This window comes from Schleiferilactobacillus perolens DSM 12744, from assembly GCF_001435585.1.
Classification (GTDB): domain Bacteria; phylum Bacillota; class Bacilli; order Lactobacillales; family Lactobacillaceae; genus Schleiferilactobacillus; species Schleiferilactobacillus perolens.
In genome coordinates, this window is record NZ_AZEC01000021.1 from 1 (window position 1) to 25,851 (window position 25,851).

Sequence of the window (25,851 nt, forward strand, 5' to 3'; positions counted from 1 at the left end):
CTTGGCAGCATCGCCAGGTGGTGATTGCTGATCGTTGCTTTCCGTCGACCCAACGCTGTTCACGGTGTGGGTATGTTAAGACCGCAGACAGCTATGGGGGCAAGATGACTTTGCAGGGCGACAGTATTTATCATCAGCACCACACTTACCGTTGTTATGAGTGCGGCTTCGTCATTGATCGGGATGATAATGCGGTGCAGAATTTAATTGCGTATGCGGCGGGGCTTCCGCCAGAACGGGTAACCGTTCAGAGATGATTCTCCAGTCGGTCACTGTCCCAGCTGACTTGTTCAGTTGGGGGAATATCGGCGTTAACGAAATCGACTAAACACTGTCCTCCACGGGCCTAAATCTGAAGTACCACCATAGACCGGATGTGTATACATTTGAGGACATTTTTGAAAGCAGGTCTTTGCTTATTTTATTTGAAAAAGGCTATATCGCCGTCCATGACGCGGAACAAAATAACTTACACCATGTGGATCTGAAGATTCCCAAATATGCCATTACTGTTTTTGCCGGTCTGTCCGGTTCCGGGAAATCATCTTTGGTTTTCGACACCATCGCCGCCGAATCCCGGCGAGAACTGAACGAAACTTTTCCCAGTTTTACCCAACAATATCTGCCGAAATATGGGCAACCCCAAGTGGGCAGTATCGATCATTTACCCGTGGCCATCGTCATTGAACAAAAGCGGATCGGGAAGAACGCCCGGTCGACCTTGGCCACTTATACCGGTATTTACTCCTTGTTGCGGCTGCTGTTTTCGCGAATCGGCAAGCCGTTCATCGGTTATTCGGATACTTTTTCGTTCAACTTGCCCCAAGGGATGTGTCCCACATGTCAGGGATTGGGCTATGTGGACGACATTAACGTGCACAAATTGATCGACCCCAATAAATCCTTGAATCAAGGAGCCATTACCTTCGTCAGCTTCGGCCCGGACACTTGGCGCTGGCGCCGTTACGTCAACAGCGGTCTGTTTGATAACGACAAACCGTTGAAAGACTACTCCAAAGACGAAATGGATAAACTGCTGTATGCGCCTCAGCAAACCATCCCAAATGCGCCCGCAAAGTGGCCGCGCACCGCCTTGTATGAAGGTGTTGTCCCACGCATTAAACGCTCCATTATTGGCAAAAAAGAAGCTGAACATCACCAGGCCGCCCTGGCAGAGATCGTCACCCGCCAGCCTTGTCCCACCTGCCACGGCACCCGGTTGCGACCAGAAGTCCTGACAAACCATATTAATAATCTGAACATCGCAGATGTCTTGGCGATGGACCTGGTCAATGTCCAGAAGTTCCTGAACACTATCACGGTGCCACTGGCTAAAGACGTGGTCCGGGAGTTACAGGGTAAAATCGGTTCATTGATTGATATCGGCCTTGGTTACCTCACATTAGACCGCGGCACCAGTTCTCTGTCCGGTGGCGAAACACAGCGGATCAAAATTGCCAAGTTTCTCACCAGCGCCTTGGTCGATATGGTGTACATACTGGATGAACCTAGCGTCGGGCTGCATCCCCATGATATTGAACTCATCAAAAAGGCGCTGCGCCGGTTGAAGGAAAAGGGCAATACCATCTTGATTGTGGAACATAACCCGGCACTGATTGCACTGGCGGATTATGTGGTGGAGATTGGCCCTGGGGCGGGTACTTTCGGCGGCCACGTGACCTTCACGGGCACTTACGATGAATTATTGCGCAGTAACACGCTGACCGGCCGTCTGTTACAAGAAAGACTCACCTTCCGCCAACCGACTCGACCGGCAAAAGATACGATCTCGTTGCGGAACGTGACCGTGCACAACTTAAAACATGTGAATGTGGATGTGCCACTGGGAATTGAAACAGTGATCTCCGGGGTAGCCGGCTCTGGGAAGAGCTCACTAATGGCGGCATTGCGGCGGCACTTGCAGGACGGTTACATCGACTTGGCTCAGGGTGAAATTGGCGCCAATCGCCGCTCGACACCCGCCACGTATCTGGATCTCTTGGACCCTATTCGCAAGATGTTCGGCCAGGCCAATCATGTCTCCACCACCTGGTTCAGTTACAACAGTCGCGGTGCCTGCCCATTGTGTAAGGGCAAAGGGGTCACGATCACCAATATGGCCTTTATGGACCCCGTGGTGCAGGTCTGTGAACAATGCCATGGCCGCCGGTACAATGATCAAGCCTTAAGCTATCACTACCATGGTAAAAACATTAGCGATGTGTTAACGATGCCCATCGATCAGGCCATCGACTTCTTCGCGGATGTCCCTGCCATCCATGCCCCGCTGGCCAACATGGCCCGAGTCGGTTTGGCTTACCTGACCCTGGGGCAGCCATTAACCACTCTGTCCGGTGGTGAAAAGCAACGGCTGAATTTGGCCGTGCAGCTGAATAAAACTGGTACGGTGTATCTGCTGGATGAACCCACTGCCGGTCTGCACCTGCAAGATGTAAAGAAACTACTGAAGTTGTTTGACGAACTGGTCGCTGCCGGCAACTCTCTCATCATCGTCGAACATAACCTGCAAGTGATTTGCCAGGCAGACTGGTTGATCGATGTGGGACCGAACGCCGGGATTTACGGTGGTAAAATCCTTTATTCTGGGACACCTCAAGGCGCTATGGCGGTGCCAGCTTCTCGGACTGGTCAAGCGTTACAGGAATACAATGCAGCCCGCAACACTCATTAATCTGAATGCGTCGGCGAGATTTTTCTCGCCGGCTTTTTTGTTACTCAAACGGCGTGACAAAAACAAAATATTGCGGGATTTTTTTGTGATAGGCGCTGATTTGCCCCGCTAGAATCTGTTGCCAACGGTCATGCATCTTCGTGAGGTGCAGCATATCGAAATAGTTTAGCGTTTCCGCGAACAATGCTTTCGCCTTTTCTTCATGACCTTCATGCAAGGTGATCCACCCCGCCATGGCCGGCAAGAGGATTGAGGAATGGGCCATGCTTTGCTGCTGACAAAACTGCTGGGCCAAGTGCCAGGTTTGCCAAGCCTTAGCCAGATCATGACGCACAATGAAGCCCGTGATTGCCGAAAAATACACGTTCACGATTTCACTGTCAAACCCTGGCAGCTGAGTCGTCAGCGCTACTTTCTTGCGGACGTTCTGTAAAAGCTGCCAACTAATTTCTGGCGGAAAAAGCCGAAAGCATTTTTTGACGAGATTTAATTCGTATAATCCCCAATCATCCACCTGCGTCAGATAGTATTGCAATTGCCGGGGATAATTGCTCATCTGGCCATCGGCATGCTGCCACTCATACTGGATCAACGTCACGTATTGCTCAAGCTGCACATTATAGTACCGCTCGCTGGCCTTTACTAATTGCTGAAAATGCTGGTTTAATTCAGTTTGACTGATGTGCTGGCCGTTATCCGCGATAACCTGTTCGATGCTGGTCAGGGCGCCAAAATTATGAATCTTATCTTCCACGGGTGTCCGAGTCGTCCCTTGTCTTTTCAGCTGAAACTCGTCATAACTGACTGCAATTTGTTCTAACAAATGGACAAAACGCGCCACCGATATTCGGGACTGATCATTCTCGAACTGACCCACCAGCGAAACAGAATTGACCTCATCCGCCACCTGCTTCAGCGTCAGACCTTTGCTCTTGCGAAAATAACGGAAAGTTTCGCCATATGTCATCATTTCGGCAACCCTCTTTTCCAATATACTGGAATTATAACACAAGCTGTTTCCCCCAATTGCTAAACTCAGTAAAAAGACGAGGAGTGATTGTCATGCAGCTCAAAAATTATCTACATCGTTTCAGACAAGAAAACTTGCTGATGCTGGTGATCATTGGCGTCTACAATATTTTCCCTGTGGTTTCGAATATTTCTGAGGGAAACGCCCTCACCGCCATCGCCCATCTTCGCCTTCCTCAGTTTTTCCAATACGTCAGCATTCAACTTGCCGCTTACACTGCTTACTGTTTGATGATTATCGCGAAGAAACGTTATCAAGAAATAGTCACTCAGAAAATCGATACCGCTATTCGCTCAGATATTACCGGCAATCTATCCCGCATTAATTACCAAGACTATCACGAAAAAGACGATGGGATTTATGTCTCTTGGCTAACAAACGATGTTAATACGATCAACACTCAAGGCATTACTGAATTTTACGCTGTTGTTGACGGCTGGGTGACTATCGTTTTCAACGGTATCTCGCTGGCATTCTATCATTACAGCATCGTCATCGTGGTTTTAGCATTATCAGGTATCCTAATTGAATTGCCCAAGGTCTTCCGCAAACGGTTAAACACTGCTTCTTTACAGATGACCAAAGCTAACGAGCAATTGACCAGCCGGATCACCGACGCCTTAGAAGGATTTGATCCGCTGTTCATGCTGAATATGCGGAAGAATATTCAAAAACAGACAGTGTCTGCATCTAATTCCCTCGCCAAGCAAAAAGTTTCCTTTGCGAGCCTTATGGGTTTGAATGCCGCCTTTATTAATTTCTTCAGTGTTCTTTTCCAAATTGGCATGCTAGGTTTTGCGGGCTGGTTAGTGTGGCGCGGAATCCTCCAAGTCGGGAGTATTATCACTGTCTCCGCTTTAGCCAGTCAGGTTTTTGGCAGTTTTACTGCGCTCAGTTTCTCCAATATGGATTTGCATACGACACGACCAATATTTGATAAATTCAACGCCGTCAAACCTGAGGACGAGCAAAATAAACAGCCCGTTTCTGCACTAACCGCCAGGATTCAAGTGACACAACTGAACTACACTTATCCTGATTCAGATCATCCAATTCTGGAAAATATTCATTTTTCCTTTGAACAAGGTAAAAAATATGCTCTCGTAGGTGATTCTGGCAAAGGAAAGTCCACTTTACTCAACATCCTGGCTGGGAAATTGCTCAATTATCAGGGCAATATCACCTATGATGGCATTGACTATCAAAAACTATCCATGCAAAGTTTGCGCCAACATTTACTTTAGCTGGACCAAACACCCTATGTCTTCAACGATACTGTGCGCAACAACATTACACTGGGTAATCATTATCACGAGGAACAACTGCACCAAGTCATCCATGATTCTCAACTGGACGACCTGGTGAATCATTTACCTGAAGGTATCGACACAATGCTCGATCACAATGGTCGGAATCTGTCTGGCGGACAACGCCAGCGAATTGCCTTAGCCCGCGGATTAATCAGTGGTCGCAATATTATCATGATGGATGAAGGCACCTCCGCTTTAGACAAGAAAAGTGCCGATGCGATCGAATCTGTCTTGGTGGCAAATCCAAACATTACGTTAATCATGGTCACTCATCATCTTCGACCAGAAATTCGAGATCAGTTGAACGCTGTGTATACAATTTGAGAAAAAATAAGGCCCCGAATCGATCACACCGACTCGGGGCCTTATTACACGGGCGACACGCGTGCCCCTATGCTTTGAAATATATTGTATTATCCAACCTTCGCGATTTTTCCTTGTTCAATATACACACTCAAAATCGCCACATCCGCGGGATTTACCCCAGAGATCCGACCTGCCTGGGCAATAGTCTCTGGTTGAATCTTGGTCAGCTTCTGCCGGGCTTCGGTGGCAATGCCGTTGATGGCGTTGTAGTCGATGTGGTCCGGAATCTTCTTGGCTTCCAAGCGATGCAGCCGGTCGATCTTTTGCTGCTCCTTGGCAATGTAGCCGGCGTACTTGATCTGAATTGTCACCTGCTCAATGACCCGGCGATCCACAGCGGGATGATCGGGCATGAATTGGGCCAGATCTTCATAACTAACCTCTGGCCGCTTCAAGAAATCACTGGCCAAAATACCATCTTTCAGCGGTGCACCGCCCTTGCTAGCTAGGAAATCATCCACTTCTTTGCCCGGCTTGATGCGAATGCTGTGCAACCGTGCCATTTCTGCCTCAATAGCCTGCTTCTTGGCCTCGAAAGCCGCATAACGATCGTCATCGATCAACCCCAGTGCCCGGCCTTTTTCAGTCAACCGCAAGTCCGCATTATCATGGCGCAAAACCAATCGATATTCTGCCCGACTCGTCAGCAGCCGATACGGCTCGTTGGTGCCCTTGGTGACCAGGTCGTCGATCATTACCCCAATATAGGCCTCATCACGGCCCAGGCGGAAGCCAGGCTTGCCCTGGGCCCGCAAAGCGGCGTTGATGCCGGCAATAATTCCTTGACCAGCCGCTTCTTCATAACCGGAGGTGCCATTCATCTGACCTGCGGTGAAGAGGTTCTTGACGTGTTTGGTCTCCAGTGTATGGGTCAGCTGCCACGGCTCGATCACGTCATATTCAATGGCGTAACCCGGCCGCATCATTTTTGCGTGCTGTAACCCAGCCACTGTGTGCAGCATTTTTTGCTGGATCTCTTCCGGCATGGAGGTGGAAAAATCACCGACATAATATTCACTGGTATCCCGGCCTTCCGGCTCCAAAAAGATCTGGTGGCGGGGCTTGTCCGCAAACCGCACGACCTTGTCTTCAATGGACGGACAATACCGTGGGCCGACCCCTTTAATGACCCCGGAAAACATCGGGGCGCGCTTCAGATTGGCCCGAATGATCTTATGGGTCTCTTCATTGGTATAGGTCATCCAGCAGGACATTTGATCCTGCAGGTAGTCTGCATCTTTGGTCGTGAAACTGAACGCATTGGGGGTCTTATCCCCGGGTTCTTCCTGGGTCTGATCGTAATCAATCGTGTTGCCATTGACCCGGGGCGGTGTACCCGTCTTGAACCGGCGCAGCTTAAAGCCGAGTTTCTCCAGATTTTCAGAAAGTTCAATGGACGGAATCGAATTGTTAGGACCGGAGGAATACATCAACTCGCCGATAATAATCTTCCCCCGGGAGCTGGTCCCGGCGGTAAGTACGACTGACTTGGCACGGTAACGGGCACCGGTATTCGTGACGATTCCCCGACACTCCCCATCTTCAACAATCAAATCAGTAGCCATGCCTTGACGCAAGGTCAAATTCGGGGTGTTTTCCAACGTATCTTTCATGACCCGATGGTACGCATTCTTATCTGCCTGTGCCCGCAGTGCACGCACAGCCGGTCCTTTGCCGGTATTGAGCATGCGCATCTGGATATAGGTGGCATCAATGTTTTTACCCATTTGGCCACCCAACGCATCAACTTCCCGGACCACAATCCCCTTGGCTGGTCCGCCAACGGAAGGATTGCAGGGCATAAATGCGACCATCTCCAGATTCAATGTAATCAGCATGGTCTTTTGCCCCATGCGGGCCGCGGCCAGGGCCGCCTCACTACCGGCATGACCGGCACCCACAACGATCACGTCGTAGTCTTCACCTGTATATTCTGGTACTGTCACTATTTTCCCTACTTTCCTAAACAGAATTGACTGAACAATTGGGTAATCAGTTCATCTGGCGCATTTTCGCCGACCACTTCGCCCATCTTTTCCCAAGCCGTGGTCATATCGATTTGCACCAAATCCAGTGGGACATCATTTTGTAAACCGGTGATGACATCGTCCAAAGCCGTCTTGGCCTGGGCCAGCAGCCCATATTGGCGGGCATTGGTCACTAGGACATTGCTTTGGGAGTTTTCAATCCCTTCATCGAAAAACAACTTTGCAATGGCGGCTTCTAACCGATCCAGACCATCCGTCTTAAGGATTGATACTGGAATAATTAAAGTGTCGTCGGTCACCACGGCTTCCAGATTAGCCGGGCGAATCTGCGCCGGTAAATCGGTTTTATTCAAAAGAATAATCCGTTTTTTGTCCTTTGTCGCCTTCAGCAATTCCCGATCATCACTTTGCAAAGGGGCACTGGCATCCAGAACCAAAAGCACCAAATCAGCTTGGCTCAAAGCCTTGCGAGAACGTTCCACGCCGATTTTTTCCACTTTATCCATGGTGTGGTGAATGCCCGCCGTATCGACGAGTTTCAGCGGCACGCCGCGCACATTGACGTATTCTTCCAGCGTATCCCGGGTCGTTCCGGCCACGTCGGTCACAATGGCTTTGTCCTCGTGGAGCAAGTAATTGAGCAAGCTGGACTTGCCGACATTTGGCCGGCCGATAATCGCTGTGGCCAGCCCTTCTCGCAGGATTTTCCCTTGATTCGCAGTCTTCATTAATTGTTGCAGATGATCCCGGACTTCAGTGGCCTTCTCCAACATCATCTTGCCAGTGACTTCATCCATCTCATATTCAGGGTAATCAATATTGACCTCTTCTTGGCCCAACACAGAGAAAATATCCTGGCGCAGGTGCTTGATTAAGTGGGAAAGGCTGCCGTCCAATTGATCCACAGCCACCTGCATGGCCTTATCCGTCTTGGCGCGAATCAAGTCCATCACGGATTCGGCCTGGGTCAGATCGATCCGTCCGTTAAGGAACGCCCGCTTGGTGAATTCACCGGGCTCCGCCATCCGCGCACCATGGCTAAGCAACAGCTGGAGAATCCGATTAGTATCCACGATGCCGCCGTGACAGTTAATTTCAATTACGTCTTCCCGAGTATAAGTCTTGGGCGCCCGCATAACCGAAACCATCACTTCATCCACGACGTCCTGATTAGTGGGATCAATAATGTGACCATAGTTAATGGTATGGGAAGCTACTTTGGCCAAGTCTTTCCCTTTGAATACCCGTTGAGCAATTTGAATGGCCTCATCGCCGGATAACCGGACAATGGAAATACCGCCTTCACCAGGCGGCGTGGAGATTGCTGCAATCGTATCGTATGCTGTGATTGAATTTGCCATGCGCGTTTCCTTTCTTTGCCAATAAAAAAAGCGCTATGCCAATCAGCACGGGTATCGATTGACCCCATTGCTGGTTGGCTAAAGCACTTTGACTACTTTAAACCCGATTTAATTAGCACTATAATAGCACGACGCTTCTGGCGCTGCAACTCCCAGAAAAAAGCAAGCCGGCGATCCGACCTGCTTCGTGCCGGACTATTGCCCGGGAAATAATATCATGTTTCAAGAACTTAAACGACGGCTCCTTTTTTTCGTTCAATCACGACGTAGCGCTTGGGTTCGTCGCCTTCGGAGTGGGTGGTGACATAAGGGTTGTCAGCCAAGGTGGCATGGAGGACCTTGCGTTCAAAGGAAGGCATGGGGTCCAGGAAAATGGGCTGGCCGGTGGCGATGACGTCACGCGCGGTTTTCACTGCTAATTTTTCCAGCACTTGTTCCCGCCGTTCGCGGTAATTACCCACGTTGAGCTCCACCACATCGTGGCTATGCGTGAGATGAGAGAATAGGATCTGGGCTAAGTATTGCAAGGAATTAATCGTCCGGCCATGTTTGCCGATCAATAGTCCCTCCCGATCCGTGGTGAGATAAAACGTCCATTTATCCCGGCCAGTCTTTTCGATTTTCACCGATGTGGGTAAATCCAAAGCATTGGTGACATCAACCACGTAAGCAGAGACATTAGCCAGCGCGGATTCGATGTGCTGCTCACGCACGGATGGTGCCGCCGGATTGTTGGCAGGTTGCGCCGGGGGATCCGCAGGCGGATCATCATCGACTACAGCGGTAGCAGCCGCCTGCAAGCGCTTTTCTAAATGCGGCAGCGGATTTTCATGATGGTGCTTGGTTGGTGCAGGGACATTAATATTGAATGAATCCGTGTTGATCTCGATCTTCTTGATATTAACCACAGCAGGCTTACGGCCGAAACCGAGAAATCCCCGCTTGCCCTCTGCAATGACATCCACTGTGACTTCATCGCGGGCTAAGGCTAGTTCAGCTAAGCCATTGTCGATGGCCTGTTGCAGTGTCCGTCCTTCATATGTTGGCATCGTATTCGTCCTCCTTTGAGGCGATCGCAGAATACGAAGATTGTTTTTATCCGCCAAACGAACAAAGACGCCTTGGCGTCGGTTCATGATGGTGTGCAAAAAACTCCCGCATTGCTGCCCGCAAGGCGGAGAAAATGATTGGCAAGACTGCGCAGTCCGTTCCTCCCCCTGCTTACGCCCTCGGAAATATTACCGTTTCTTCAACGCCCGGCGCTTGGCCCGACGCAACCGTCGTTCCTTGTCTTTCTTCTCTTTTTCCTTCGCAGCCATTTCGCGTTGAATCTGCCACGGATTCTGTAAGAGCATGGTCTGACCCACTTGGAAGAGGTTGGAAACAACCCAGTAAATGGATACGGCAGAAGCCGTGACCCAGGCAAACCATGTAATCATGATGGCCGATACACCCATCATAGCCATCCCAATACCGCCTTGTTGCGGCGTCGCTTTCATGGTTAACCAGGACGACAACAGCGTCAACAGACCAGCGACAATTGGTAAGATATGGTACTGATCCGGCTGCCCGAGCTGCATCCAAATGAACGAACCGACCCGCAGATCTGGGGTCCGGTAAATTGCTTGATACAAGGCCAACATAATTGGCATCTGTAATAACAGCGGCAAACAGCCCAACATGGGGTTAATGCCGGCTTCAGAATAAAGCTTTTGCGTTTCTTCGTTTAATTTCTGGCGGGAATCAACATCCTTGCCAGGATATTTCTGTTGCAGCTGTTTAATTTCGGGTTGCAGCTGCATCTGCTTTTTCTGACTCTTTGATTGGAAATACATCAAAGGCAACAGGATTACCCGAACGATTACGGTGAAGACAATAATGGCCCACGCCACACCCAAATGCCAGTTTTTGGCCATAACGAGAATGAATTGCTGGAAATAGTAAACGACATAGCGATCCCAGAAATTAGTCGAGCTCTTGGTGACGGGACTATTCATGTTGCCGCAGCCGGTCAACACAACAACCAGCATGGCTAATGCCGCGATTAATAGGATGCGTTTGAGCGTCCGTTTCGTTTTCTTGCTCAAGTGTCTAACCTCGATCTTCTTGATTTCGATGACTGGTGGCAGCGGAATGATTCAACAGGTCTGCCAGTGATAGTACGTGTTGCAGGTTGCTTTTGGTAGTGGCCATATCCAGATTCCCGGCGCCTTTACGGGCGATCACGAGAAAATCCACAGACCGCGGTAATTCTTCACTCATCTCATGCAGTGATTGGCGAATGTACCGCTTGATCTGGTTGCGCAAGACGGCAGTGTGACCTACCTTTTTCCCCACCGAAATACCGACCCGAAAATGTTTTTGGCCGGCCTTGGGCAGTTGATAGATGACAAAGTACCGATTTGCCACGGAATGGCCAGCGTCGAATACCCGCTGAAAATCTTTTTCCGATTTAACCCGATATGATTTGCGCAAAACGAATTCCTTCCTGAAGGCACCATCTGAATGTGGGTGGTGACGATACGAATAATGCGAATAGTAGTAGTGATACGGTGAAAAAGTTTACGTCGTGGATGTGTCGTTTACCTTAGCGTAAACGGGCTCCGCCAGGCAGAAGCTAGGGCGTCAGCGTATAAAACCTAAGTGCGGGTTTTCTGCCGTCCTTTCCTTCCTCTCGGAAACGGGCTCCGCCGAGCAGAAGCTAGGGGATAAGGCAGGGCGGACGCAAAACCTAAGTGCGGGTTTTTCGCCCGCCCTGCCTTATCCCTACGCTTCTAACCGCTCGGCTGCGCCCTCTGCAAAAAAAAACGACCAAAGAGCACCACCTGGGGCCCTTTCGCCGTTTGGCTGGCGCAAAACGTCAAGCACGTCGTTTCGGTCATTATGCGGACAGGACTTTGCGGCCCTTGGCCCGACGCCGTGCTAACACTTTACGGCCATTCTTTGAGCTCATGCGCTTCATAAAGCCGTGCACACGCGCACGATGAATCTTCTTCGGTTGATAAGTACGTTTCGTTGACATGAATTGACACCCCCTCGGTCCATAGGTGACGCCCATCTTAGACTGATGAGCGTATTACTGATAAATAATAGCATATTTTCAAGAATGCGCCAATATCAAATGCCAATATAGGGCATTATTTTTTCAATAAAACTGAAAAAAGGTTGAAATCTGTTGTAGTACAGCCTGTGGATAACTACTGCAGGATACCCCGTTTTTTGTCCACAAGCAACCATCATTTTGTGGACCAGTTGTGCATACTGCTCGCTTTCACCCGACGAGTTATCCCCCGGTTGTCCACCAAAAATAACTCCTCCACATGGTGTGCAAATCTTATCCACAGTGGTGAACAAATAGCTGTGGATAACCTTGGGAACCTCATATTCCAAGGCTTTCCCACCACAATCATCTTGTGGACAACTCACATGTGCCCCTGAATATTCCTCAGTTTCCTCTGCCTGTGGATAACTCTTTATCCCCGCTTGTGGTTTTCTCTTCACAATACTTATCCACCTGTGGAAAACTTCTGGTGCGAATGCTAAAATGTTCTTCGTGACCAATGAACGGGAATCAATGGAGGGGGCATATTAATGGCCGATAATCTGACCGATCTCTGGCAATATATCGATCAAAATTTTCATGAGCGCTTTTCGGACTTTAGTTACAAAGCGTGGATCCAAACTGCCAAACCGGTGGCCATCGATAAAGACAAGAAACAACTCATTATCAGTGTCCCCACGCAATTGCATAAGGATTACTGGGAACGCAAGTTGATGGTTCCGGTGATCGAATTGATTTATTCCTATACCCAGGAAGAGTTGCAACCAGTCATTCAAGTGGCTCAAGCTGGCGGCCATAATCCGGAAACTGCTGAGTTTGGCAACCCGGATGAAGCGCCGGAAGAAAACGACGGCGACTCAGCCAATCCGGATTATTTGCGGGAAACCCACTTAAATGATAAGTACACGTTTGATACCTTTGTCATCGGGACGGGTAATCAAATGGCCCATGCAGCCGCTTTAGTCGTGTCTGAACAGCCCGGTCAAACTTACAATCCACTATTTCTTTACGGTGGTGTCGGGCTGGGCAAGACCCATTTAATGCAAGCTATCGGCCATCAGCTGCTCAAGAATAATCCTCGCGCCAAGGTCAAATACGTGACCAGTGAAGCCTTCGTCAACGACTACATCACTTCCATTCAGACCCACCGAATGGAACAATTCCGGTTGGAATACCGCACTTGCGACTTACTGATGGTCGATGATATCCAGTTCTTTGCCGAAAAAGAAGGAGCCCAGGAAGAGTTCTTCCATACATTCAACGAACTGTATAACAATCAAAAGCAGATCGTACTGACCAGCGACCGACTGCCCAACGATATTCCAAAATTGCAGGCCCGCCTAGTCTCTCGCTTCAAATGGGGCTTATCCGTGGATATTACCCCGCCAGATCTGGAAACCCGGACGGCTATCTTGCGGAATAAGGCCAACGCCGAGCATCTGGATATTCCTGATGATGCGCTGGGTTACATCGCCGCACAAATCGATTCCAACGTCCGCGAACTGGAAGGTGCGCTGGTGCGAGTGCAGGCTTATGCCCGGATGAAGAACGAAGACGTCACCACGAGCTTAGCCGCCGATGCCTTGAAGGGTTTGAAAGCCAACAGCACGGAAGAAATTCCGATCAGCCGCATTCAACGGATTGTGGCCCGCTATTATCACGTCACGGTGCAGGAGTTACAAGGGAAGAAACGGGTCAAAACCATTGTGGGACCACGCCAGATTGCCATGTACCTAGCCCGTGAACTCACGGATAATTCGTTGCCGAAGATTGGCAACGAATTTGGCGGTCGCGATCACACCACCGTCATCCATGGGTACGATAAAATTGCCGCCGAATTGAAAAACGATCCGGCTTTACGGGATGCCGTGAACGAACTCAAGGGCATGATTCGCGAACAGGATGGGGATAACTAGCCGACTTTTCCCAAAAGTTATCCACCGGTTATCCCCAGGCAAAAGGCCTTGTGGATAGTTGCTGAGAATAGTTATCCACCGATTCCACAGGCCCTATTACTATTACTATAAATTCTTTTAAAAAGAATAATACCACAGCAGTCACTCAGGTCCCCTCAGGAAGGAAGTTACGTGATGAAATTCACAATTAATCGTGATGTGTTTATCAAGGCCCTCAACAATGTTTCACGGGCCATTGCCAGTAAAACGACAATCCCCATTTTGACCGGGTTGAAACTTAGCCTCGATGCAGAAAAGCTCACCCTCACCGGCAGCGACGCCGATATTTCGATTGAAACCACGATCCCCGTGGCCGCCGATCAAGCCCAATTACAAGTGGCTGAACCAGGTGCCATCGTTTTACCATCCCGTTTCTTCACCGATATCGTGAAGCGACTGCCGGAAAAAACAATGACTATTGCGGCCACAGATAATCTGCAGGCCGTCATCACCTCCGGTCAGGCTGAATTCACGATTAATGGGCAAAACAGCGATGAATATCCGTTGTTGCCTACGATTGCCAGTGACCACTCGCTGAAACTTGCGGCGGCTGTTTTGCGGGAAGTGATCGCTCAAACCGTCATTGCCGTATCAAATCAGGATAGTCGGCCTATTTTGACTGGTGTGCATTTATCCATTCATAATGGCGAGTTGCTGGCTGTAGCCACGGATACCCACCGGTTATCCCAACGCATTGTCAAATTGGAAAATGCCGGCGATGCTGATTACAGCATTAACATTCCTGGTCGCAGCTTGATCGAGCTGTCCCGGACGATTCCCGATAACGTGGATACCATTGATTTGCGGATCGCGGAAAATCAAGTGCTCTTCTTGTTGGACAACACTGCGTTTTATTCCCGATTACTGGAGGGCAATTACCCGAATACTCAGCAATTATTGCCCACTGAACACACCACCGCGTTGACCGTCGCTGCGGATACTTTCCGGGCGGCCATCGAACGGGCATCCTTGCTTTCCCACGAAAGCCGCAATAACGTCGTTCGCTTAGTATTGACTCCTGAAGATAATACGGCCGTGCTGTCCAGCACATCGCCGGATGTCGGAACGGTCCAAGAAGAGATTGCCTTCACGGCCTTAACTGGGGATACGCTGGATATCTCCTTCAATCCAGATTACATGAAAGATGCGCTGCAAGTCATTGGCCAAGGCGACGTCAATATGGCCTTTACTTCACCATTGCGGCCCTTCACGATTGCCCCGACGGACGATGCCCAACAGTTCATCCAACTAATTACTCCGATTCGGACATTTTAGTTTTTAAAAATAAGTCGAAAACCAGCAAAGACCAAGAATTGACTGATCGAATTCTTGGTCTTTTTGTTTGCCTTTAATGCGGGCTGGCAGGTTTTCGTTTCAGCGGGATTTTTTTGGGGTCCTCTTTTTATTTTGCTCTGATTGGCTTTCTCAGCGCTTTTACCATTTTTCGACAGTTCACACTTATTCTGTAAAAATTGCCGCTAAGTGTCTGTAAATGCCCGATTTCGTTGTTTTTAGGGTCTCAAACAGATATAATAGTAGAGGTAGTATTTTTACAATCGACAGGAAAAAGTGAGGTGGTACCTTTTGGCCACGCAAGAAATTCAATTGCAAAATGATTTTATAACGTTGGGCCAGTTGCTCAAGGATGTGGGCGCAATTAGTACTGGCGGCCAAGCCAAGTGGTTTTTGCAAGAAACAGCGGTGCAAGTGGACGGCAGCCCGGAAGACCGGCGCGGACGCAAGCTTTATCCCGGCATGCGGGTAGTGATCCCCGATGTAGGCACGATTGCGCTGGTGGAAGGTCACCATGTATCTTGACCACCTGCGTCTTTCCCATTTTCGGAATTACGAAGAATTAACCGTCGACTTCGCACCTGGTTTAAATATTTTGCTGGGTAAAAATGCGCAGGGTAAAACCAACCTGCTGGAGGCCATTTACGTATTGGCTCTGGCCCGCAGCCACCGCACTCACAATGACCACGAGTTGATCCAGTGGGGCGCGGAGGCTGCGACAGTCACTGGCCGGGTGGTCAAACAAAGCGGGCGCACTCCATTGCAGCTGACTATCACGAAAAAAGGCAAGAAAGCCTCTGTGAACCATTTGGAGCAGTCCCGGCTATCTAGCTACTTAGGCCAGCTTAACGTGGTCCTATTCGCCCCAGAAGACCTCAATTTGGTCAAAGGGGCGCCGAGTCAGCGCCGACGGTTCGTGGATATGGAATTTGGTCAGATGAGTCCCAAGTATTTGTACAATTTGACCCAATACCGGGCCATTTTGCGCCAGCGCAATAAATACTTGCGCCAACTTCATTATCACGAGGCCAAAGATCTGGTTTATCTGGATGTGTTATCTGATCAGTTGGCCGGTTTTGGCGCCGAAATCATCCATACCCGCCAAGATCTGCTGAACCAGATGATGGTCTTTGCCAACCAACTGCATCAGGAAATCACCCAGGGCAAAGAAACCCTCACTTTCCAATACGTTGTACCCAGTGAATTGAGCGGACTGCAATCTGCTCAAGAGCTGTATCAGGCCTTATTGACGTTATATCAAAAGCTGCGGACTAGGGAGATCGAACAATCCGTCACCCTGGCCGGGCCGCACCGGGACGATGTGTTATTCATGACGAACGATAAAAACGTCGCGGCGTTTGGCTCTCAGGGCCAACAACGCACCGCGGCGTTGAGTGTGAAATTAGCAGAAATTGAATTAATGAAACAGCAGACCGGCGAATACCCGCTGCTGTTACTGGACGATGTGCTGTCTGAACTAGACACCGTGCGCCAGACCCACCTATTGGCCACCTTCCAAAGCAAAGTCCAAACATTCCTCACCACCACCGACCTCAGCGGCGTGGCCAAAGACATCGTCCACGATCCCCGGATCATGACGATCGGCGAAGGCCACCTGACCGTCAGTGCGCCCGGCCAAATGCCGGATGCAGAACAGTAAACTAATAACAACAATGGGATAAAGACAATTGTTTGAATCCTAATGAGTCTAGTGCCACCGCAGATTACGCAGCTTTGGCACGGCCCATCAGCGATGACTTTTATTCGCTCTCTGAATCAGGAGGTTTAATTTTAATGGCAGACGAAGAACATTTAACGCCCAAAGAAGAAGCCCATGAAGAACACATGGAAAAACTGGCCAAAAGCTACGATGCCAGCCAAATCCAAGTCCTAGAAGGGCTCGAAGCAGTCCGGAAACGGCCCGGGATGTACATTGGCGCCACCAGCAGCCAAGGCTTGCATCACCTCGTATGGGAAATCATCGATAACGGTATCGACGAAGCCCTGGCCGGTTTTGCGACCAAAATTGAAGTCACCGTCGAAGCAGACGGCTCCGTCACTGTCCAAGACGATGGCCGGGGAATTCCCGTCGATATCCAAAAGAAGACTGGCAAACCAGCTCTGGAAACTGTCTTTTCGATTCTCCATGCCGGTGGTAAATTCGGCGGTGGCGGGTATAAAGTTTCCGGTGGTCTGCACGGGGTGGGTGCGTCAGTTGTGAATGCTCTGTCCACCAGTTTGGATGTCACTGTCGCCCGCGAAGGCAAGAAGTATTACATGGACTTCCACCGTGGCAAGGTCAACACGCCAATGAAAGTTATCGGCACGGCGGCGGAACATGAGCATGGTACGCTAGTGCATTTCGTTCCTGATCCAGAGATCTTCACCGAAACCACGACTTTCGACGATAAGATCCTCACCACCCGTATTCGTGAGCTGGCTTTCTTAAACAAGGGCTTGAAGCTGACCTTTACCGATAAGCGGCAAGAAACCCATGAGAAGCTGGTCTTCCATTATGAAGGCGGCATCAAGAGTTACGTCGAATACTTGGATCACGGCAAGGATGTACTTTTCCAAGAACCGATCTACGTGGAAGGCAAGCAAAATGGCATCACCGTGGAAGTGGCCCTGCAATATATTTCGGGCTATCACTCCATCTTGATGACCTTTGCCAACAACATTCACACCTATGAAGGCGGGACCCACGAGGCCGGTTTTAAAGCCGCCTTAACGCGGGTGATCAACGACTACGCTCATAAGCAGAACATTATTAAAGATCCAGACGAAAAGCTCTCCGGGGATGATGTTCGGGAAGGTTTGACGGCTGTGGTGTCGATCAAGCATCCCGACCCGCAATTTGAGGGACAGACCAAGACAAAACTGGGCAACTCAGACGCCCGGACTGTGACTGATCGGACTTTCTCCGAGATGTTCACCAAGTTCTTGATGGAAAATCCCAATGAAGCACGAGCCATCGTCGATAAGGGCATGGTCGCGTCAAAGGCCCGGGTAGCCGCCAAGCGTGCGCGGGAAATGACCCGGAAGAAGTCTGGTTTGGAAATCAGCAATTTACCCGGTAAATTAGCCGATAACACCAGTAAGGACCCATCGATTTCTGAATTATTCATCGTCGAGGGGGACTCCGCCGGCGGGTCTGCTAAGTCTGGCCGGTCACGTCTGACTCAGGCTATCTTGCCGATTCGGGGAAAGATTTTGAACGTGGAAAAGGCCAGCATGGACCGGATTTTGGCAAACGATGAAATTCGTTCTCTGTTTACGGCTATGGGGACTGGTTTTGGCGGCGACTTTGATATTTCCAAAGCCCGCTACCATAAAGTCATCATCATGACCGATGCCGATGTTGATGGGGCCCATATTCGGGCATTGCTGCTGACGCTTTTCTTCCGCTACATGCGGCCATTGGTGGATGCCGGCTATATTTACATCGCCGAGCCGCCGCTGTACCAGGTTCGTCAGGGTAAGTTTATTCGCTATATTGATTCCGACGAAGAATTGCAAGAAGTCTTGCAAACATTGCAACCGAGTCCGAAGCCTGCAATTCAGCGGTACAAAGGTCTGGGGGAAATGGATGCGTCCCAGTTGTGGGATACGACCATGAATCCGGAGAATCGCCGCTTGCAACGGGTGAACGTCGCTGATGCCATTGAGGCGGATGCGGTGTTCGATATGCTGATGGGCGACAAGGTCGAACCGCGCCGAGAATTTATCGAGAAGAATGCCAACTATGCCGACATTGATTCGTAACAGGCTGGCACCAAACGTGAAAGGGGAAAATACACTTCATGGATAATGCACAAGACCGGCGTATTCATACGGTCAATTTGCCGGAGACCATGCGCAAATCCTTCCTGGATTACGCGATGAGTGTCATCGTGGCGCGGGCACTGCCGGATGTTCGGGACGGCCTGAAACCTGTTCATCGCCGGATTCTTTACGGTATGAACGAACTGGGCGTCACACCGGATAAGCCGTATAAGAAATCTGCCCGGATCGTCGGGGACGTCATGGGGAAGTACCATCCCCATGGGGACTCTGCCATTTACGAATCAATGGTCCGGATGGCCCAAGACTTTAGCTATCGCTATCCGTTAGTGGACGGCCATGGTAACTTTGGCTCTGTCGATGGGGACGGTGCCGCAGCAATGCGGTACACCGAAGCTCGGATGAGCAAGATCGCCACAGAAATGTTGCGGGACATCAACAAAGACACTATTGATTTCCAAGACAACTATGACGGCACCGAGCGGGAACCCGTGGTGCTGCCGTCACGGATTCCGAACCTGTTAATTAACGGGGCTACCGGGATCGCCGTCGGGATGACGACCAATATTCCGCCCCATAATCTGTCGGAAGTTATTTCTGCCCTGCACATTTTGATGCGCAATCCAGATGCCACCACGGCCGACTTGATGGAAGCTTTACCGGGGCCGGATTTCCCTACTGGCGGGGTAGTCATGGGTAAATCAGGGATTCGCCGGGCCTACGAAACTGGCCGGGGGAATATTATCCTCCGAGCTAAAGTCGAAGTTCAGACTGAAAAGAGCGGCAAGGAACGGATCATCGTTCACGAAATTCCGTACATGGTCAACAAGGCCAAACTGGTGGAACGGATCGCCGATTTAGCCCGGGATCACCGAATTGACGGGATCACGACTTTGCAGGATGAATCTGACCGGGAAGGTATGCGGATCACGATTGATATTCGCCGGGACACTTCCGCCACGGTGGTATTGAATAATCTGTACAAACTGACGCCTCTGCAAACCAACTTTGGCTTCAACATGGTCGCCATTGTGGACGGTGCACCGAAACTGTTGAACTTGAAACAGATCCTAGTTTACTATCTGCAGCACCAAGAGCACGTCATTACTCGCCGGACCAAGTTTGAGCTGCGCAAAGCCGAGGCCCGGGCCCATATCCTAGACGGTTTGCGGACCGCCCTGGATCATGTGGACGCCATCGTCTCCTTGCTGCGCAGTGCGCCCAACGGTGATGTCGCCAAGGCCCAATTGATCGATCAATTTGCGCTGGATGATAAGCAGGCCCAAGCTATCTTGGATATGCGGATGGTGCGCTTAACCGGTCTGGAGCGGGACAAGATCGACAGTGAATTCAATGACTTACAGGCCTCGATTACCGACTACAAGGATATTTTGGCCAAGCCAGAACGGATTCACGATATCATTTATCAAGAATTGCTGGATATCCAGAAGCAGTACGGCGACAAGCGCCGGACTGAATTGCTGGTCGGCGAAGTTCTTAGCATTGAGGATGAAGATTTAATCGAGAAGGAAAACGTCGTGTTGACGCTGACCCACAACGGTTATATCAAACGGTTGCCAGCCACTGAATTCAAGGTCCAAAACCGTGGCGGCCGCGGGATTCAAGGTATGGGCGTGCACGATGACGACTTCATCGAACACCTCATTTCTTCCTCGACCCACGATGTGTTGCTGTTCTTCACGAACCAGGGCAAAGTTTACCGGGCTAAAGGCTATGAGATTCCAGAATATAGCCGGACTGCCAAGGGTATTCCGATCATTAACCTATTGGGGATCGATTCTGGTGAACGGATTCAAACCGTGATTAATGTCGCAGAAAATGATCAAGCCGAGCATTACTTGTTCTTCATTACCCGGGACGGTACGGTCAAACGGACCAGCGTCCACGAGTTTGAAAACATCCGCAGCAATGGTCTGAAGGCCATCAACCTGCGGGAAGGCGACGAGTTGAGTAACGTGCTGTTCACCGATGGTCAGCAAAACATCATCATTGGGACACATCTGGGTTACTCCGTTTCCTTCGCTGAACAAGCTGTCCGCGCCATGGGCCGGACTGCCAGCGGTGTGCGGGGCGTGCGGTTACGGGATAATGATTACGTCATTGGTTCTGATATTTTGAAACCCGACTGTGAAGTCATGGTTATTTCTGAAAAGGGCTATGGCAAACGTACGGCTACCAGCGAATATCCGATTAAGGGCCGCGGCGGTAAAGGGATCAAGACCGTCAACGTCACGAAGAAGAACGGACCGTTAGCTGGCTTAACCGTAGTGGATGGCAGTGAAGATATGCTGCTGATCACCAATACTGGCGTGCTGATCCGCTTCAAGACCACGGATGTTTCCCAGACTGGCCGAGCGGCCATGGGCGTGCGGGTGATTCGCCTGGATGACGATGCCGCTGTTTCTAGTTTGGCGAAGGTCGCGCCAGAAGATGAAGATGACGGCGGCGATGATCACAACGCGGCTGGTCCAGATAACGGGCCGCAAACATCACCGGACGATTCAGGCACCACACCCAGTACCGATAGCGGCAATTTATCCGCTGGCCAATCCAAGGCCTTGGATGAATTGTTGAATCGAGCCACGGAAGATCAGGAGAATGAGGATCAAGATCATTCGGATGATTAACTAGGGCAAAAAGAAAGCGCGCAATCGCGATGAAAAATCGTGGTTGCGCGCTATTTTTGTCGCAAATCCAGCCTTGTTAACAGGCTTTCGGCACTTTTTGCAAACCGGGTACAATCCGCAAACTGTAGCGCTGCCAGAGCCCCTTGAATCATATCGTTGCCGATTTTTGGTTGGCCAGACTGAACCTGCAAAATACCTCGATAAAATTTAATCAATATCCGTTCTAGCATCATCGGTTCATACAGATTTTGATGTGCCAAAATTGCGAGCGTACGCGCGGCTTTGACGTTAGCGCCATGGCTTAAAAAGATATCGACCGTATTAATTAAGGTGATGATGGCTGTTTCGTAAATCCCACTGGTCGGGTTATACATGGCCACTTTGGTCAGCAGAATTTTAGAAAATTGGTCAATCATGGCCAGAGATAACTGGGAGATGGCGTTGCCGTAAAGCAATAGCTCGTAATATCCCCAGGTTTCGCAGCGGAATAAGTAGTCGATCAGCGGCCGCAAACTAATCTTTTTAGCGATCTGTTGGCCGGTGACACTGGCCAGCATACATTGGCACATCAAATCATTGAGTTGAGAAAATTGGTTGCCCGTCGTTTCCCAAGTTTGTTTTTCTGCGGCAATTAGTTTCTCCATCGCGGGGATGTTGCCGGCCACGGCGAATTGCTGCATTTGGCCCTGCAGTCGATCCAGATGGGCGGGTGTGAAGTGGTTCAACACCGTCATAAACTCAGCTGGGTCGACGTTAATCTTAGCGAGAATATGGAAAAAGCGTTGGGTGGAAAGATCGGTGACGTTATTTTCGAATTTCGACAGGGCGCTTTTTGAGACGACCTCATCGGCCAATGCATTGAGACTGACTTGCCGATTTTCACGCAAATATTTGAATGTGGCCCCAAAGTTTTGCGGCATATCATGGCCCCCTCGGGTTTCTTTTTGGAAACAAAACCAATTGTCCATTAGCTTACGCCCTACGCTATGGTCAAGCAAATCGAAAAGGGGCTTTGCAATGAAAAAATACTTAATGATGCACAAACCGCGCATGGTTCTCAACATTCTCTGGATTTTGGTCACGATTGGCCTGCAAACGATCACCTCTGTTTTACTTACTTTCTCGACTAACGCAGTATTCTCTAGAAATATTCAGCAACTGTTATTCTGGGTTTCCGTGAATCTATTAGTTTGGCTGACGATGCTGGCCAGTAACTACTTTCAAGCAGTTTTCCAAGAAAAGCTAGTGCAGGCCATCATGGTGGATGTTCGGGATACGATTTCAAAAAAGATTGCGGGACAATCTTACGCTGATTTCCACCAGAAAAATGTCGGGCAATATATTTCTCAGTACATTAACGATGCCAGCAACATTGAGGACAAAGCTTTCAATAATTTCTTCCAGCTGATTGCGGACGGTACTGCCGTCGTGTTTTCCATCGCAGCGTTAATGGCCTATCACTTCGCACTGCCATTGGTGGTGATCCTCTTAGCGGCAGCGATGCTCACGCTGCCCAGTCGTTTGAGTAGATCAATGGCGCAGGCCACCAGTCAGCTGTCCCAAGGCAACGAAACGCTGTCGAATCATCTGACCAACGTGCTGAATGGTTTTGACGTGTTGTTCAATGCCAATAAACTAGGCAAGCTGCAGGCACTCGTGCACCATTCTGCCCAGACCTATGAGCATACTCGGGTGGACTATACCCGTACCAGCGAACGGGTCGGCAACAGCATCGGCGCATTGAGTGTCTTTTGTCAAATGATTGTCGATGTGGTCACCAGTATTCTGGCGATTGCCGGATTGATTCCCCTGGGGGCAATCAGTTCTACCGGGAATATTGCGGCGACCGTGTTCAACGCATTATCCCGGTTGAGTAACGAATCTGTCCAAATTAAAGCCACTCGACCGTTGTTCGATAAGATTGCAGTGCAGCCGACTACGGCCGATCAGACAGTGACCAAAACCGAGTTTGATCATGATATCAGCGTCAAGGATGTCAGCTATTCGATTGATGGGACACCGATTCTGAGCCATCTGAATTGTCATTTCCAAAAAGGTGGCAAATACGCCATCGTGGGAAAGAGCGGTGCTGGGAAAAGTACCCTACTCAAAATTTTGGACGGTCAGATTACCGACTATACAGGGCGAGTGGCTATTGATGGCGTGGACTTGCGCCAACTTAATCATGCGACCATGACTGGAATTGCTCAATACATCGATCAAAACGTGTATCTGTTCAACGATTCGGTCGCCAATAATGTATCGCTGTGGACTAAGAATATGCGTCCGCAACGCTTACAACAAGCCTTGCAAGCGGCGGCGGTAGACTTTGTAACCACGGATCAACAAATGATTGATGAGAACGGCAAGAACCTGTCTGGCGGTCAAAAACAGCGACTGGCACTGGCGCGGTTCTTCTACCAGCCCAAGCCCATTGTCTTCCTGGATGAGGGGACTTCGGCCTTGGATGCGGCCACGGCTGCACAGGTGACAGAGCGGTTTTTGAATGATTCGGAGATCACGTTGATCGAGGTGAGTCATCGGCTGACGGAGCAGATGCGGAAACAGTATGATCAGGTAATCATGTTGTAAGATAACAGTATCAAATACAGCGCCAAAAGTTTTGGGGGAGATGATTTCGTGAAAGAACAGAGGGTTCACGGCGTGAGTATAACTGAATTGAAAAGTGATCCAGCAAAAATAATTGCTGAACAGGAACGGTTGCTTGATGACGAAGTCGAACAATTAGCACTCAGGAATATCCAACACGACGATGGCCGACGCATGGCTGCCGAACAAGTCATTGGCCATGAGATTCCTGGAAAAATTGATCCTCTGACGAGTGGGAATAAATCATCGGTGATTCGTGAGCACAGGTTTGTATTACCAAACAAATAACACAAAAGGGTCCAGGCACAAATTCCATTGTGGCTGGACCCTTATTACATGGACGTACAGCGGTCAATCCTCATGACGCTTATTCTTACCCGTCACTGTTCTGTATAGCACATAGGCGTTGAACAGAACCACGAAACCACCGCCAAAGACTATTTCCGTCACCACAAAATCTTGTATCGCGTGACCAGCGGACACACCTACGAGCATTGGCCCAAAATTATAGTAGGCGGCCCAGATGCTGATGAGGACGAGTGCCCCCAGATTAATCAGGATCAAGCTGCCAGCGTTGGAGAAGATTTTTTTAATCACGCACATCAATTCCGATCTGAATGGATTGCGCTCCGAGTTCGCGGTCGTGCGTCCCAAAAGAAAATCCCTGAGGTCAACTTAACAGAATGTTTCGGCAGTCGTCAAGCGGTTTCAATGCAATGTAACCTAACAAAACTGTTAGTCTACTATGATTCGATTGTCGTACGTCTTGCGGGGTTATTGTGGTTCCTTGGACTCGCTAAGCCGCTGTAAAATCAACTCCAATTGTCGGAACCGATTGCGATTCAGCGAGTAGTATTTCGCCCGACCCACGGGTTCAACATGGATCAGCCCGGCCTGTCGGAGAATGTCCAGGTGGTGGGAAATGGTGGATGCAGAGAAACCAATGTGGTCAATGAGATCGACTGCGCGGAGTGGACCATTGGTATCCATCAATCGGACAATGGCATAACGGGTATCGTCTGCCAAGGCCTTCCACATGGCGGCAATCTCTGCTGGTGTTAACTGGGCTTGGGGAACATGGATGAAAAGTGTTTGTTGGCGGCCGAAAATACGGATCGTGGGACCAAAGAATGTGGGCACAAAGAAGAATCGCTGATAGGGACCGCGGTGGCGGAACTGTTTGCCCATGAGATCTTCGGCGAGGGGTAGCGGTGCCTCTTTCGCCAAGCGCGGCGCCAATTGCGTTTGCAGTTCCTGGGCGGCGGCATCGGCAGCTTTGAAATCAGCGGCAGTGAGATGGCTGGCGACAGCATTGAGGAATGTTTGCAGGTCGGCTAAGAATGTTTGCTGATGGTCGAACAGATATTGGCCGACTAAAGCGGAGACTGTGTAACCAAGAGTGGCCAGTTGCTTGGCTAAGGGTGGCCAGGTCTTGGCTGGTTGGGTGATTTGGCCGCCAAAGAAGAGGTTGATTAACTCGTTTGGCGGTAGAGTCCCCGCCTTTTCGGCAAACGTCGCCACGTGAAAATGGGCAAGATCACTGGCACCGATAACTTCCAGAATCGGTACCAGCTGATACTGATCCAGCGCCGTGACGATTTCCTGGCTGGGGCCGGTCAAGGTAATGTCTGAAAGCTTAGCCGCAATGGCGGCGGGTAGTGTAAAGCGGCTGCTGAGCGCCATTTGGGCCACCATCGCGATTTCCAAATCATGGGAATAAACAAATTGCGCACTGGTCATGGAATCTCCCTCTT

Annotated in this window: 20 protein-coding genes and 2 pseudogenes; 11 read left to right on the forward strand and 11 right to left on the reverse strand. The window is 50.0% G+C overall.

Annotation, left to right across the window (positions count from 1 at the left end; all coding sequences use genetic code 11):
- Nucleotides 1-257, forward strand: a 257-nt coding sequence (locus FD09_RS14235; protein WP_157053852.1) for a zinc ribbon domain-containing protein, incomplete at its 5' end; no start/stop codon positions are given.
- Between the two features lie 161 nt (nucleotides 258-418).
- Nucleotides 419-2,692, forward strand: a complete 2,274-nt coding sequence (locus FD09_RS14240; RefSeq protein ID WP_057822398.1) for an ATP-binding cassette domain-containing protein — start codon at nucleotides 419-421, stop codon at nucleotides 2,690-2,692.
- A gap of 40 nt (nucleotides 2,693-2,732) precedes the next feature.
- Here FD09_RS14240 and FD09_RS14245 read toward each other — a convergent pair whose 3' ends face one another.
- Nucleotides 2,733-3,662 carry a helix-turn-helix domain-containing protein gene (locus FD09_RS14245; protein ID WP_057822365.1) on the reverse strand — a complete coding sequence of 310 codons (930 nt, stop codon included), beginning with the start codon at nucleotides 3,660-3,662 and terminating at the stop codon, nucleotides 2,733-2,735.
- Nucleotides 3,663-3,802: 140 nt separating this feature from the next.
- Between FD09_RS14245 and FD09_RS14250 the strand changes: the two are divergent.
- A pseudogene (locus FD09_RS14250) lies at nucleotides 3,803-5,356 on the forward strand (ATP-binding cassette domain-containing protein).
- A gap of 89 nt (nucleotides 5,357-5,445) precedes the next feature.
- Here FD09_RS14250 and mnmG read toward each other — a convergent pair.
- From mnmG to FD09_RS14290, 7 genes are all read right to left on the reverse strand, one after another.
- Nucleotides 5,446-7,344 (reverse strand): tRNA uridine-5-carboxymethylaminomethyl(34) synthesis enzyme MnmG, encoded by a 1,899-nt coding sequence (gene mnmG / locus FD09_RS14260; protein WP_057822368.1) that lies wholly within the window; start codon nucleotides 7,342-7,344, stop codon nucleotides 5,446-5,448.
- 8 nt (nucleotides 7,345-7,352) lie between these two features.
- The gene (gene mnmE, locus FD09_RS14265) at nucleotides 7,353-8,747 is read right to left on the reverse strand and encodes a tRNA uridine-5-carboxymethylaminomethyl(34) synthesis GTPase MnmE (protein WP_057822369.1); all 1,395 of its coding nucleotides are present in this window, start codon (nucleotides 8,745-8,747) and stop codon (nucleotides 7,353-7,355) included.
- Between the two features lie 230 nt (nucleotides 8,748-8,977).
- A complete protein-coding gene (gene jag, locus FD09_RS14270) occupies nucleotides 8,978-9,796 on the reverse strand; it encodes an RNA-binding cell elongation regulator Jag/EloR (RefSeq protein ID WP_057822370.1) in 819 nt (272 codons plus the stop codon).
- Between the two features lie 189 nt (nucleotides 9,797-9,985).
- Complete coding sequence (locus FD09_RS14275; protein ID WP_083487990.1) at nucleotides 9,986-10,777, reverse strand: YidC/Oxa1 family membrane protein insertase; 792 nt, start codon at nucleotides 10,775-10,777, stop codon at nucleotides 9,986-9,988.
- Nucleotides 10,778-10,838: 61 nt separating this feature from the next.
- Complete coding sequence (gene rnpA, locus FD09_RS14280) at nucleotides 10,839-11,222, reverse strand: ribonuclease P protein component (protein ID WP_057822372.1); 384 nt, start codon at nucleotides 11,220-11,222, stop codon at nucleotides 10,839-10,841.
- 406 nt (nucleotides 11,223-11,628) lie between these two features.
- Nucleotides 11,629-11,769 (reverse strand): 50S ribosomal protein L34, encoded by a 141-nt coding sequence (gene rpmH / locus FD09_RS14285; protein ID WP_057822373.1) that lies wholly within the window; start codon nucleotides 11,767-11,769, stop codon nucleotides 11,629-11,631.
- A gap of 95 nt (nucleotides 11,770-11,864) precedes the next feature.
- The gene (locus FD09_RS14290; RefSeq protein WP_057822374.1) at nucleotides 11,865-12,248 is read right to left on the reverse strand and encodes a hypothetical protein; all 384 of its coding nucleotides are present in this window, start codon (nucleotides 12,246-12,248) and stop codon (nucleotides 11,865-11,867) included.
- Between the two features lie 90 nt (nucleotides 12,249-12,338).
- On the opposite strand from FD09_RS14290, the gene dnaA reads away from it, so the two are divergent.
- From dnaA to gyrA, 6 genes and pseudogenes are all read left to right on the forward strand, one after another.
- Complete coding sequence (dnaA, locus tag FD09_RS14295) at nucleotides 12,339-13,724, forward strand: chromosomal replication initiator protein DnaA (protein WP_057822375.1); 1,386 nt, start codon at nucleotides 12,339-12,341, stop codon at nucleotides 13,722-13,724.
- Nucleotides 13,725-13,898: 174 nt separating this feature from the next.
- Nucleotides 13,899-15,038, forward strand: coding sequence for a DNA polymerase III subunit beta (dnaN, locus tag FD09_RS14300; RefSeq protein WP_057822376.1), 1,140 nt, complete (start codon nucleotides 13,899-13,901; stop codon nucleotides 15,036-15,038).
- A 309-nt stretch (nucleotides 15,039-15,347) separates the two neighbouring features.
- Entirely contained in the window at nucleotides 15,348-15,581 is a 234-nt protein-coding gene (gene yaaA, locus FD09_RS14305) for a S4 domain-containing protein YaaA (protein WP_057822377.1), read from the forward strand.
- Entirely contained in the window at nucleotides 15,571-16,716 is a 1,146-nt protein-coding gene (gene recF / locus FD09_RS14310) for a DNA replication/repair protein RecF (protein ID WP_057822378.1), read from the forward strand. The genes yaaA and recF overlap by 11 nt, the downstream gene beginning before the upstream one ends.
- A gap of 185 nt (nucleotides 16,717-16,901) precedes the next feature.
- Nucleotides 16,902-18,821, forward strand: a complete 1,920-nt coding sequence (gene gyrB / locus FD09_RS14315; protein ID WP_201782881.1) for a DNA topoisomerase (ATP-hydrolyzing) subunit B — start codon at nucleotides 16,902-16,904, stop codon at nucleotides 18,819-18,821.
- 38 nt (nucleotides 18,822-18,859) lie between these two features.
- A pseudogene (gyrA, locus tag FD09_RS14320) lies at nucleotides 18,860-21,308 on the forward strand (DNA gyrase subunit A); the annotation flags it as partial.
- Between the two features lie 229 nt (nucleotides 21,309-21,537).
- Here gyrA and FD09_RS14325 read toward each other — a convergent pair.
- Nucleotides 21,538-22,407: a helix-turn-helix domain-containing protein gene (locus FD09_RS14325; protein WP_057822381.1), complete on the reverse strand. Its 870-nt coding sequence runs from the start codon at nucleotides 22,405-22,407 to the stop codon at nucleotides 21,538-21,540.
- 97 nt (nucleotides 22,408-22,504) lie between these two features.
- Here FD09_RS14325 and FD09_RS14330 point away from each other — a divergent pair, with 97 nt between their 5' ends.
- Together FD09_RS14330 and FD09_RS14335 are read left to right on the forward strand one after the other, a co-directional pair.
- Entirely contained in the window at nucleotides 22,505-24,079 is a 1,575-nt protein-coding gene (locus FD09_RS14330; protein WP_057822382.1) for an ATP-binding cassette domain-containing protein, read from the forward strand.
- A gap of 48 nt (nucleotides 24,080-24,127) precedes the next feature.
- A complete protein-coding gene (locus tag FD09_RS14335) occupies nucleotides 24,128-24,385 on the forward strand; it encodes a hypothetical protein (protein WP_057822383.1) in 258 nt (85 codons plus the stop codon).
- Between the two features lie 63 nt (nucleotides 24,386-24,448).
- On the opposite strand, the gene FD09_RS14340 is transcribed toward FD09_RS14335, so the two are convergent.
- Nucleotides 24,449-24,694, reverse strand: a complete 246-nt coding sequence (locus tag FD09_RS14340) for a hypothetical protein (protein WP_235812310.1) — start codon at nucleotides 24,692-24,694, stop codon at nucleotides 24,449-24,451.
- Between the two features lie 177 nt (nucleotides 24,695-24,871).
- Nucleotides 24,872-25,837, reverse strand: a complete 966-nt coding sequence (locus tag FD09_RS14345; protein ID WP_057822384.1) for an ArsR/SmtB family transcription factor — start codon at nucleotides 25,835-25,837, stop codon at nucleotides 24,872-24,874.
- Nucleotides 25,838-25,851 lie beyond the last annotated feature (14 nt).